Origin of the sequence: Streptomyces griseus, from assembly GCF_001715295.1 — a bacterium.
Lineage (GTDB): Bacteria > Actinomycetota > Actinomycetes > Streptomycetales > Streptomycetaceae > Streptomyces > Streptomyces griseus_G.
Genome location: NZ_MDKB01000002.1, coordinates 196,623 through 208,510, shown reverse-complemented (window position 1 = coordinate 208,510; position 11,888 = coordinate 196,623). Strand labels below are relative to the sequence as shown.

Below are 11,888 nucleotides of genomic sequence, written 5' to 3'. Positions count from 1 at the left end.
GGTTCCGGTACCGGTTGCGGAACCGGTACCGACGTGTTCTCGGCCGTCCTGTCCTGCCTTGCCCCTGGAGCCCCCGATGCGTGTCACCATCGCCGACGTCGCCCGTGAGGCCGGCGTCAGCAAGACGACCGTGTCGCGGGTCGTCAACCTCAAGGGCGAGGTGGACGGTGCCACGGCCGCCCGTGTTCGTGAAGTGATCGCACATCTCGGCTATGTGCCCAGCTCGGGCGCCGTCGGACTGGCCCGCGGCAGCAGCCGCACGGTCGGGATGCTGGTGCCCTCGCTCACCTGGCCGTGGATGGGTGAGGTACTGCAGGGTGTCGTCGACACCGTCGAGGCCGCCGACTACGGACTCCTGCTCTTCACCTGCAACCGGGGTGCGGAGTCCGTGGAGCGCTTCACCAGCCAGGTGTCGGCGCGCGCCTTCGACGGGCTCGTCGTCGTCGAACCGGAGAACACCCTCGCCCACCTCACCGAGCTGCACCGGTCCGGCCTCCCGATCGTGCTCATCGACGATCGCGGCCACCACCCGGAGTTCCCCTCCGTCGTGACCACCAATCACGAGGGGGGCGCGTCGGCCGCCCGTCATCTGCGGGCCGGCGGACGCACCAGACCTCTGGTCGTCACGGGGCCCGAGCACTTCGGCTGCGTACGCGACCGGCTCGCGGGCTTCCGCGCGGTCCTGCCCACCGATCTCGTGGTGCGCGGGGACTTCACCGAACGCTCCGGCCGCCTCGCGGTGGAGGAACTTCTCGCGTCCGGAACGGAGTTCGACTCGGTCTTCGCCCACAACGACATCACCGCGGCGGGGGTGCTGAGGGCCCTGCGGGTCGCCGGCCGCCGGGTGCCGGACGACATCGCGGTGGTCGGCTTCGACGACATCCCGATGGCCGAGCACACCGAACCCCCGCTCACCACCGTGCACCAGCCCACCCGCCGGATGGGCGAGGCCGCCGCGCGGCTGCTGCTCTCCCACCTCGGCGGCACCGCCGTACCGGACGGACCGGTCGTGCTGCCCACCGAACTGGTCGTGCGTCACTCGGCGCCGTAACGGGCGGGGGCCACGACGCACGGCCCCCCGGCCCCGAGCCGCACCCCGCCGCAGGCGCCATCCGCACCACACCGCCCGCAGCGGCCCGCCCCACCCCGCACCGCCCGTACCCGGCGCGTCGAGCGCTGTCCACCTCCCGGATCCCTCCGGCCGCAGTCCTTCTGGAGTCGCCATGTCCGTACGCCGTCGCCACACTCTGAGAGCGCTCTCAGCAGCCACCGCCGTGGTCGCGCTCGCCGCCGGCTGCTCCTCCGCCAATTCGGGTGCCGGCAAGGGAGGCGGAGCCGGCGCGACCGGGGTGCTGACCCTCGGCAAGCCGGACGGACCGCAGACCGACAACAGCAACCCGTTCCTCGCCACCTCGGCGAGCGCCACCCTCGGCTACCGGTTCATGATCTACGAGCCGCTGGTGATGACCAACCAGATCCGCCCCACCGAGAAGGGCGACCCGTGGCTGGCCACTGACTGGGCCTGGGAGGACAACTTCCGCAAGGTCACCTTCACCCTGGACGAGCGGGCCGAGTGGGCCGACGGCAAGCCGCTGACCGCCGCCGACGTGGCGTTCACCTTCGAGTTGCTGAAGAAGCACCCGGCTCTGAACGGCAACGGCATCCCGTACGACGGGATCGCCGTCGAGGGCGGGAAGGTCGTCCTGACCTTCAAGGAGTCGCAGTTCGTCAACCAGAACAAGATCATTACGACGTTCGTCGTGCCTAAGCACGTCTGGGAGAAGGTCGAGAACCCGGAGACCTGGCCCAACCGCACCCCGGTCGGCTCCGGCCCGTACAAGCTGAAGACCTTCACTCCGCAGACCACCACCCTGACCGCCACGCCCAGCTACTGGAAGGGCAAGACCCAGGTCAAGGAGCTGCGCTACACCGCGTACAACGACAACAGCGCGGCGACCACGGCCCTGGCCAACGGCAAGGTCGAGTGGTCCTTCGTCTTCATGCCGAACTACAAGCAGCTGTACATCGCCAAGGACCCCAAGAACCACAAGCTCTGGTTCCCCTCCGGCCTCGGCATCCACGGGCTGTGGTTCAACACCGCCCGCAAGCCGTTCGACAACCCGGCGCTGCGCAAGGCGATGGCCATGGTCGTCGACCGCAAGGCCATCCACGTCCAGGCCGAGGCGACCCTCTACCCGGAGATCACCAGCCCCACCGGCATCCCGCTGCCCGCCGGTGAGTCGTTCATCGCGCCGGAGTACAGGAACGCCACCACGGAGCCCGATGTGGCCGGCGCCAAGAAGATCCTCGCCGAGGCCGGGTTCACCCTCGGCGGCGGCGTGCTGAAGGACCCGGACGGCAAGCCGGTGGAGCTCACCTTCACCGACCCGGCCGGCTGGAACGACTACATCACCGGGCTGTCCATCATCAAGGACAACATCAAGCAGCTGGGCATCGAGGCCAAGGTCAAGACGCAGACCGCGGAGGCCTGGGGGACCGACGTCGCCACCGGCAACTTCGACGCCACCCTGCACTGGACCAACAGCGGCGCCACGCCGTACGACATGTACCAGAACATCATGGACGGGGCGATCCTCCAGCCCGTCGGCAAGACCGCCCAGCTCGGCAACTTCGGCCGCTTCCAGAGCCCGGAGGCCACCGCCCTGCTCAAGCAGTACGCCAACGCCACGGACGACGCCGCGCGCACCACGGCCATGAACGCCCTGCAGAAGATCATGGTCGAACAGGCCCCCGTCATCCCGACGGCCGCGGCCCCCATCGGTGCCGAGTACTCCACGAAGAACTGGGTGGGCTGGCCGACCGAGGCCGACCCGTACGCCGCGCCGCAGCACACCCAGCCCGACGCGCTGGAAGTCGTGCTGAACCTGAAGCCCGCCAAGTGAGAGAGCCCGGCAGCCGGGGGGCGGCGTCGCGGGGTCGGGCGCGCGCATCTGCGGCGTTGTCGTCGATCGACAACGCTCCGCGTCGCCTCGATCCTCCGCCTTGCAGCTGCACGCGCCTGACCCCGCTCCTTCTCCCGCCCCTCAACTGCCGCACCCTCTAAGCACGGGGAAGAACCGACCATGACCACCGAACAGGCCGCAGACGCGCGCACCGGGACCGATGTGGTCCTCGAAGCACGCGGAGTCACCAAGCACTTCCCCGTACGGCGTACCGCCGGCGATCTCCTCGCCCGCAGACACCGCACCGTCCACGCCGTCGACGACGTCTCGCTGGAGCTCCGGCGCGGCACCGTCACGGCTCTGGTGGGGGAGTCCGGCTCGGGCAAATCCACCGTCGCACGGCTGCTCGCCCAGCTGTACCCGCTCACCGCGGGCGAGGTGGAGCTGGGCGGCACGGCGGTCAGGGCCGGGCGTGGCCGGTCCTTCCGCAGGTATGTCAAGCAGGTCCAGCTGATCTTCCAGGACCCGTTCGCCTCGCTCAACCCGGTGCACACCGTGCGCTACCACCTGACCCGGGCCCTCAGGATCCACGGCCGGGCGGGGAGCGGGGACGAGGAACTGGAGAAGAACCTGGCGGCTCTGCTCGAACGCGTCCAGCTGACCCCTCCCCGTCAGTTCCTGGACAAGTTCCCGCACGAGCTGTCGGGAGGCCAGCGCCAGCGCGTCGCGATAGCGCGCGCGCTCGGCGCCGACCCCCGGGTACTGCTGGCCGACGAGCCGGTCTCGATGCTGGACGTGTCGATCCGGCTCGGCGTCCTCAACCTCCTGCGCGACCTCAAGGAGCGGCTGCACCTCGCGATCCTCTACATCACCCACGACATCGCGTCCGCCCGCTACTTCGCGGACACGACCCTGGTGATGTACGCGGGCCGCATCGTCGAGGGCGGGGACAGCGAGACCGTCACCCAGTACCCCGCCCATCCCTACACCCAGCTGCTGATCGCCTCCGCGCCGGACCCCGACCGGGTCGCCGACGCCCAGGCGCAGGAGGAGACGGGGAGCGGGGAACCGCCCTCCCTGATCGACCCGCCGGCCGGCTGCCGCTTCCACCCCCGCTGCCCGAAGGCCATGGAGCGCTGCCGCACCGAACTGCCGCCGCGCTTCGACCTGGCGGACGGCCGGTGGGCAGCCTGCTGGCTGTACGACGGCGCCACCGCCGAGGGGGCAGCGAAGTGAAGTACGTCCTCCAGCGGCTCGCCTTCTACGCCGTCACCGCGTGGGCCGCGATCACCATCAACTTCCTGATCCCGCGCCTGATGCCGGGCGACCCGGTCGAGGCTCTGATGAGCCGCTACCAGGGACAGCTCGACACCGGCGCCATCGCCTCGCTGAAGGCCCTGTTCGGGCTCGACGAGAACCAGTCGCTCTGGTCGCAGTACACCGGCTACTGGTCGAGCCTGCTCGACGGCGACCTGGGCCTGTCCTTCACCTACTTCCCCACCCCGGTGGGAGAGGTGCTCTCCGACGCGCTGCCCTGGACCCTGGCACTCGTCGGCATCACCACCCTGATCAGCTTCCTGCTCGGCACCGGCATCGGCGTCTACAGCGGATGGCGGCGCGGATCCTGGCTCGACGGGCTGCTGCCCGTCACCACCTTCATCTCGTCCGTCCCGTACTTCTGGCTGGGGCTCATCGCGATCGCGCTGTTCGCGGTGAAGTGGCCGCTGTTCCCCTTCGAGGGCGGCTACGACAGCTCCCTGGTCCCGGCCTTCGACTGGCCGTTCATCTCCAGCGCGCTCTACCACGGGGTGCTGCCCGGCATCACGATCGTGCTCAGCGCCGTGGCCGGCTGGATCCTCGGCATGCGCAACATGATGGTGACGGTCTCCTCGGAGGACTACGTCATGGTGGCGCAGGCCAAGGGGCTCTCCGAGCGACGGGTGATGTTCTCCTACGCCGCCCGCAACGCGGTCCTGCCCAACATCTCCGGCTTCGCCCTCTCCCTGGGCTTCATCGTCAGCGGCACCCTGCTGGTCGAGATGGTCTTCAACTACCCCGGCATCGGCTTCCGGCTGCTCCAGGCGGTCGGCGCGAAGGACTACCCGCTGATGCAGGGCGTCTTCCTGATCATCACGCTCTCCGTGCTCGCCGCGAACCTGCTGGCCGACATGGCCTACGCCCTCCTCGACCCGCGCACCCGCAAGGAGGCATAGTGGGCCTCTCTTCCGGGACAGGCCGGGCTCGCGTGGCCTGGCACGCACATCCGCCGCGTTGTCGTCAGTCCACAACGCTCCGCGTTGCCTCCCTCCTCCGCCTTGCGGCTGCACGCACCAGACCACGCTCCCTGTTCCGGCCTGTCCCGGAAGAGAGGCCCTGACCATGGCCGTCACCACCACCGACGTAGTCGTCACGGACCCCGTCCCGCCCGCGGCCGGCCGGGCCAGGCTCCGCTTCCTGCGCGGCGGCAAGACCCGCACCGGTCTGCTCATCCTCCTGTTCTTCGTGGTCCTCGCCGTCATCGGCCCGTGGATCGCCCCGTACGACCCCGACGCGATGAGTGACCAGCTGCTGCAACCGCCGTCCGCCGACCACTGGTTCGGCACCACGCACACCGGGCAGGACGTCCTCTCCCAGATCCTGGTCGGCACCCGCGGGGTCCTGGTCGTCGGGTTCCTGGCCGGCTTCCTCGCCACCGTGCTCTCGGTGCTCATCGGGGTCAGCGCGGGATTCCTCGGCGGGGCCGCCGACGAGGCCCTCTCCATGCTCTCCAACGTCTTCCTCGTCATCCCCGGGCTGCCGCTGATCATCATCATCGCGAGCTTCGTCGAGGACACCGGGGACCTGCTGATCGCCTTCGTCATCGCCCTGACCTCGTGGGCCTGGGGCTCGCGCGTCCTGCGCGCCCAGACCCTGTCGCTCAGACGGCGCGACTACGTGGAGGCGGCCCGGGCCACCGGCGAGTCCACCTGGCGGATCATCCTGTTCGAGGTCATGCCGAACCTCACCGCCGTCATCGCCTCGGGCTTCGTGGGCACCGTCATCTTCGCGATCCTCTCCGAGATCACCCTCGCCTTCATCGGCGTCGCCGACATCTCCCACTGGAACTGGGGCACCGTGCTCTTCTGGGCCCAGTCCAACCAGGCGCTGGCCCAGGGGGCCTGGTGGTGGTTCGTCCCCGCCGGCCTGTGCATCGCCCTGCTGGGCACCGCCCTCTCCCTCATCAACTTCGGCATCGACGAGTTCGTCAACCCGCGCCTGCGCACCGCCACGGGCGCCTCCCGAACGGTCCGGATGCGGGTCGGCTTCACCCCCGTGGCCCGTACCACCGCACCCGAGGGGCGCGAGCCGGCCGGACAGCCCAGCAAGGAGCACAGCGCATGACCGCCGAGCCGATCCTCACCATCAGCGGCCTGGACGTCGACTACGGCACCGGCGCGAGCGGCGTCCGTGCCCTGCGGAACATCGACCTCACCCTGCACCGCGGCGAAGTCCTCGGCCTGGCGGGCGAGTCGGGGTCCGGGAAGTCCACGCTGGCGTACGCCGTCACCCGGCTGCTCTCCCCGCCCGGCGTGATCACCGGCGGCGACGTCCACTACCACCGGCCGGGCGGTGGGACCATCGACATCCTGGCCCTCTCACCGGAGCAGCTGCGCGCCTTCCGCTGGCAGGAGCTGTCCATCGTGTTCCAGGGGGCGATGAACTCGCTGAACCCGGTGCACACGGTCCACAGCCAGCTCACCGACGTACTCACCGCGCACCGCCCCGGCATGCGGGCCGCCGAGCGGACCGCGCGGGCCGAAGAGCTGCTGAGCCTCGTCGGGATCTCCACCGACCGGCTCGCCGCCTACCCGCACCAGCTCTCCGGCGGCATGCGCCAGCGCGTGATGATCGCGATGGCGCTCGCCCTGGAACCCGAGATCGTCATCATGGACGAGCCCACGACCGCCCTCGACGTCGTGATGCAGCGGCAGATCCTGCGCACGCTGGTGGAGCTGAGGGAGCGGCTCTCCTTCTCCGTCGTGTTCATCACCCACGACATATCGCTGCTGATCGAGTTCTCCGACCGGATCGCGATCATGTACGGGGGACGGATCGTGGAGCAGGCGGGCGCAACCGAGATCTACCGCGACCCCCGCCACCCCTACAGCGAAGGCCTGCTGCACTCCTTCCCCGCGCTGCACGGCCCGCGCCGCGAGCTCACCGGCATCCCCGGATCACCCCCGCACCTGTCCGCGATGCCCACCGGCTGCGCCTTCCACCCCCGCTGCGCCAAGGCGTTCGAGCCGTGCGCCACGCGGGTCCCGGTCCTCGCCGCGCCGGACGCCGACCAGGACCGAGAGGTCGCCTGCTGGCTGCACCGCTGACCGCTCCAGCCCCACCCACCCACCGGCCAAGAGGAGTTACGGAGACCATGAACCTCGTCACGCCCCGCAGCAGCCCGCAGCCCGCCGCCGTCCAGGGACTCCCCGCCGACTTCCGCTGGGGCGTGGCGACCTCCTCGTACCAGATCGAGGGCGCGGCCTCGGAGGACGGGCGCACCCCGTCCATCTGGGACACCTTCTGCCGGGTCCCGGGCGCCGTGCACAACGGGGAGCACGGCGACGTGGCCTGCGACCACTACCACCGGATGCCCCAGGACGTGGAGCTGATCGCGGGCCTCGGCGTCGATACCTACCGCTTCTCGCTGGCCTGGCCGCGCATCCAGCCGGGCGGCCGGGGCCCCGCCAACGCCAAGGGCCTCGACTTCTACAAGCGGCTGGTCGACGAGCTGCGGGCCAGGGACGTCACCCCCTGGATCACCCTCTACCACTGGGACCTGCCGCAGGAGCTGGAGGACGCGGGCGGCTGGCCGGCCCGTGACACCGCCCTGCGCTTCGCCGAGTACGCCATGCTCGCCTACGAGGCGCTCGGCGACCGGGTCGAGCACTGGACGACGCTGAACGAGCCGTGGTGCTCGGCGATGCTCGGCTACGCCTACGGGGTGCACGCCCCCGGGCGCAAGGACCTGGGCGACGCCATGGGCGCCGTCCACCACCTGCTCCTGGGACACGGCCTCGCCGCCCGGCAGATGCGCGAGGCGGCGGGCGGCCGCCCGCTGGAACTCGGCATCACCCTCAACCTCGGCACGGCCACCCCGGAGACCGGCAGCGATGCCGACCGCGAGGCCTGCCGCCGGGCGGACGGCATGGGCACCCGCCTCTACCTCGACCCGATCGTCCACGGCCGCTACCCGCAGGACGTCGTCGATGACCTCGCGGCCCAGGGCGTCGAACTGCCCGTCCGGGACGGCGATCTCGCCGCCGTCGCCACCCCCCTCGACGTCCTCGGCGTCAACTTCTACCGGGGCGCCCTGTTCTCCGGTGTGACCGAGGACGGCTCACCGACCGGCGCCGACGGCCTGCCCGTCGTCCGCGGGGTGGAGCGGGACCTGCCCCGTACGGCCATGGACTGGGAGATCACCCCGGGTGAGCTCACCGATCTGCTGCTGCGGCTCCAGAGCGACTACGCCCTGCCGACCGTCATCACGGAGAACGGCGCCGCGTTCGACGACACCGTCGCGGCCGACGGGAGCGTCCCCGACGCCGACCGCACCGCCTACCTCGCCGACCACATCGCCGCCGTGTCCGAGGCGCGCCGGCGCGGGGCGGACGTCCGCGGCTACTTCGCGTGGTCGCTGATGGACAACTTCGAGTGGGCGTACGGGTACGACAAGCGGTTCGGCATCGTCCGCGTCGACTACGACACCCAGACGCGGACCCTCAAGGACAGCGCCATGTGGTACCGCGACACCATCCACCTCACCCGTAACAGCAGCACCGACTGACACGGACGGAAGAGAGCCGCACATGCCCCGCACACCGCACCCCCGCGCCCGCCGCGGAGCGAGACCGGTCACGGCCGCTCTCGCGGCCGTCACCGTCCTCGCCGGGCTCCTCGCCGGAGCCGTCCCCAGCGCGGCGGCCGGCGGGGACGAGCCCGCGCCCGTCCTCGTCGACCGCTTCGAGGGAGAGGTCCCCCTCGGCAACCCGCCCGCCGACTCCCTCTTCACCTGGGGTGGCGACGCGGACGACCGGCCGACGCTGTCGTTCGCCGAGCGCTCCGACGCCCCCGAGGGCGCCAAGGTCCTCCAGGGCACCTACGACATCAGCGCCTGGGGCGGGCTCAGCCACGAGTTCGCCGTCGACCGGCCCCCGAAGGACTGGACCGCCCACAAGGGCATCCGCTTCTGGTGGTACGGCCAGAACACCGCGCCCCTGCCGCCCGGTTCCGGCAGGCGGATCCACTTCGAGATCAAGGACGGCGGCGCCAACGGCGGCGCGTCGGAGCTGTGGACCACCTCGTTCACCGACGACTGGGAGGGCTGGCACCAGGTCGAGATCCCGTTCGCGGACTTCGTCTACCGGACCGACTACCAGCCCGTCGGCGGCATCGACCAGGTCCTCGGCCTGAACGAGATGTGGGGCTACGCCCTCACGCTGCCGACCGGCGCACCCGGCTCCTTCGCGATGGACGCCGTCGAGCTGTACGGGAAGGCCGACCCCGCCCTGAAGTCGAGTGTCGTCGTCGACTCGGCGGTGCACCCGGTCACGGAGGGTGCCACGGCGGACATCGAGGTCTCCGTCGCCACGACCGGCTCCCTCCCCATCGAGGAGCCCGTCACCGTCGCGTACACGACCAAGGGCGGCAGCGCCGAGGCCGGCCGGGATTACACGCCGGTCACCGGCACGTACACCTTCCCGGCAGGCACCGCGTCCGGGACCTCGCACACCGTCTCCGTGGCCACGGCGAAGGACGGGGGCGCCGAGCCGGCCGAGACGATCCCCCTCGAACTCACCGTCACCGGGGCCAAGCCGCCCAAGGAGAACCCGCAGGTCGTCATCGACGCCCACGGGCTGCCCTACCAGAACGCGAAGCTGCCGGTGAAGAAGCGCGTCGCCGACCTGCTGTCGCGGATGTCCCCGGCGGAGAAGGCCGGCCAGATGACCCAGGCCGAGCGCAACGCCCTCAGGTCGCCGGGCGACATCGCCACGTACGACCTCGGCTCGCTGCTCTCCGGCGGGGGCTCCGTACCCACCCCGAACACGGCCGCCGCCTGGGCGAAGATGATCGACGCCTACCAGCTGCGCGCCCAGGCCACGCGCTTCCAGATCCCGCTGATCTACGGCGTGGACGCGGTGCACGGCCACAACAACGTCATCGGTTCGACGATCATGCCGCACAACATCGGCATCGGTGCCGGACGCGACCCGGAGCTCGCGCAGAGGACGGGTGCCGTCACCGCGAACGAGGTGCGCGCCACCGGCGTCCCGTGGGACTTCGCCCCCTGCCTCTGCGTCACCCGTGACGAGCGCTGGGGCCGGTCCTACGAGGCCTACGGCGAGGACCCGGCCCTCGTCGAGTCCATGGAGACCGTCATCACCGGCATGCAGGGCCGCCCCTCGGGCACGGACCTGGACCGCAACGACAAGGTGCTGGCCAGCGCCAAGCACTTCGTCGGCGACGGCGGCACGGAGTTCGGCTCGTCCACCACCGGCTCGTACACGATCGACCAGGGCGTCACCAGAGTCACCCGCGAGGAGCTCGAAGCCGTACACCTCGCGCCGTTCGCCGAGTCCGTGAAGCGGGGCGTCGGCACGGTCATGCCCTCCTACTCCTCGCTGGACATCATCGGCGACGGCGCCGGCCCGGTGAAGATGCACGCCGACGCCGAGATGATCAACGGGGTGCTCAAGGACCGGATGGGCTTCGAGGGCTTCGTCATCAGCGACTGGCAGGCCATCGACCAGATCCCCGGTGACTACGCGAGCGACGTCCGCACCTCGGTCAACGCCGGGCTCGACATGATCATGGTCCCGACCGCGTACCAGGAGTTCACGAGGACGCTCCAGGACGAGGCCGGCGCCGGCCGGATCACCCGGGCCCGGATCGACGACGCCGTATCCCGGATCCTGACCCAGAAGTTCCGCCTCGGCCTCTTCGAGAAGCCGTACGCCGACACCACGAACCTGGACGCCGTCGGCTCCGCCGCGCACCGTGCCGTCGCCCGCGAGGCGGCCGCCAAGTCCCAGGTGCTCCTGAAGAACGACGGCGCGGTCCTCCCGCTCGAGGCGTCCCAGAAGGTGTACGTGGCCGGGTCCAACGCCGACGACCTCGGCAACCAGGCCGGCGGCTGGACCGTCAGCTGGCAGGGCTCCTCGGGCAGGACCACCACGGGTACCACGATCCTGGAGGGCATCAGGAAGAACACCTCGTCGGCCACCTACTCCCAGGACGCAACCGCCCCGACCGGGGGATACGACGTCGGCGTCGTCGTCGTCGGAGAGAAGCCGTACGCGGAGGGCATCGGCGACGTCGGCAACGGCCACGACCTGGAGCTGACCGACGCCGACAAGGCGGCCGTCGACACGGTCTGCGCCGCGATGAAGTGCGCCGTCCTCGTCGTCTCGGGCCGCCCGCAGCTCATCGGCGACCGGCTCGGGGACATGGACGCGCTGGTGGCCTCCTGGCTGCCGGGTACGGAGGGCGACGGCGTGGCCGACGTGCTCTACGGCAAGCGTCCCTTCACCGGCCGGCTCCCGGTGACCTGGCCGAAGTCGGAGTCGCAGCTGCCGGTCAACGTCGGTGACGCGGTGTACGACCCGCAGTTCCCCTACGGCTGGGGCCTGACCACCCTGAAGAAGGTCCCGGCGGGCGGCGAGGCCACCCTCGCGGGTCTCGCCGTCACCGCCCGCGTCGCACAGAAGGCGGGCCTGGGGAAGACCCCGGCCGGCCGGGCGATCGTGGAGCAGGCGCGGCTGCTGGTCCAGCGGAAGGCGGGCGGAAAGCTGACGCAGGCGGTGTCCGCGCCGTTCGCCGACGCCGACCACCTGCTGCTCACCGGTGACCTGACCGGTGCGGTGGCCAAGCTGCGAGCGGCCTACCGCGCCGTCTGAGAGCTCCGGAAGGACCCGGACGGGTGACGCATTCGTCGCCCGTCCGGGTTAC

Annotated in this window: 8 protein-coding genes; all 8 read left to right on the top strand. The window is 70.8% G+C overall.

Annotation, left to right across the window (positions count from 1 at the left end; genetic code table 11):
* Positions 1–76: 76 nt before the first annotated feature.
* The 8 genes from BA175_RS07555 (at position 77) to BA175_RS07520 (ending at position 11,836) form a co-directional block, all read left to right on the top strand.
* On the top strand, positions 77–1,051 hold the full coding sequence (locus BA175_RS07555) for a LacI family DNA-binding transcriptional regulator (RefSeq protein ID WP_069170517.1): 975 nt from the start codon (positions 77–79) through the stop codon (positions 1,049–1,051).
* Between the two features lie 172 nt (positions 1,052–1,223).
* Positions 1,224–2,903 (top strand): ABC transporter substrate-binding protein, encoded by a 1,680-nt coding sequence (locus tag BA175_RS07550; protein ID WP_069170516.1) that lies wholly within the window; start codon positions 1,224–1,226, stop codon positions 2,901–2,903.
* A 180-nt stretch (positions 2,904–3,083) separates the two neighbouring features.
* Positions 3,084–4,139, top strand: coding sequence for an ABC transporter ATP-binding protein (locus BA175_RS07545; protein WP_069170515.1), 1,056 nt, complete (start codon positions 3,084–3,086; stop codon positions 4,137–4,139).
* Positions 4,136–5,116, top strand: a complete 981-nt coding sequence (locus BA175_RS07540) for an ABC transporter permease (protein ID WP_069170514.1) — start codon at positions 4,136–4,138, stop codon at positions 5,114–5,116. Before BA175_RS07545 ends, BA175_RS07540 begins: the two co-directional genes overlap by 4 nt.
* A 166-nt stretch (positions 5,117–5,282) precedes the next feature.
* Positions 5,283–6,284 (top strand): ABC transporter permease, encoded by a 1,002-nt coding sequence (locus BA175_RS07535; protein WP_069170513.1) that lies wholly within the window; start codon positions 5,283–5,285, stop codon positions 6,282–6,284.
* Positions 6,281–7,267, top strand: a complete 987-nt coding sequence (locus BA175_RS07530) for an ABC transporter ATP-binding protein (protein ID WP_069170512.1) — start codon at positions 6,281–6,283, stop codon at positions 7,265–7,267. Before BA175_RS07535 ends, BA175_RS07530 begins: the two co-directional genes overlap by 4 nt.
* Positions 7,268–7,314: 47 nt before the next feature.
* A complete protein-coding gene (locus tag BA175_RS07525) occupies positions 7,315–8,727 on the top strand; it encodes a GH1 family beta-glucosidase (RefSeq protein ID WP_069170511.1) in 1,413 nt (470 codons plus the stop codon).
* A 22-nt stretch (positions 8,728–8,749) separates the two neighbouring features.
* Positions 8,750–11,836: a glycoside hydrolase family 3 protein gene (locus BA175_RS07520; RefSeq protein ID WP_069170510.1), complete on the top strand. Its 3,087-nt coding sequence runs from the start codon at positions 8,750–8,752 to the stop codon at positions 11,834–11,836.
* The last annotated feature ends 52 nt before the right edge of the window (positions 11,837–11,888 follow it).

Excerpts from the sequence above, each read along its gene's own strand:
- BA175_RS07545 (WP_069170515.1), top strand. The coding sequence starts at position 3,084 with ATGACCACCGAACAGGCCGCAGACGCGCGCACCGGGACCGATGTGGTC.
- BA175_RS07555 (WP_069170517.1), top strand. The coding sequence starts at position 77 with ATGCGTGTCACCATCGCCGACGTCGCCCGTGAGGCCGGCGTCAGCAAG.
- BA175_RS07535 (WP_069170513.1), top strand. The coding sequence starts at position 5,283 with ATGGCCGTCACCACCACCGACGTAGTCGTCACGGACCCCGTCCCGCCC.
- BA175_RS07525 (WP_069170511.1), top strand. The coding sequence starts at position 7,315 with ATGAACCTCGTCACGCCCCGCAGCAGCCCGCAGCCCGCCGCCGTCCAG.
- BA175_RS07550 (WP_069170516.1), top strand. The coding sequence starts at position 1,224 with ATGTCCGTACGCCGTCGCCACACTCTGAGAGCGCTCTCAGCAGCCACC.
- BA175_RS07520 (WP_069170510.1), top strand. The coding sequence starts at position 8,750 with ATGCCCCGCACACCGCACCCCCGCGCCCGCCGCGGAGCGAGACCGGTC.
- BA175_RS07530 (WP_069170512.1), top strand. The coding sequence starts at position 6,281 with ATGACCGCCGAGCCGATCCTCACCATCAGCGGCCTGGACGTCGACTAC.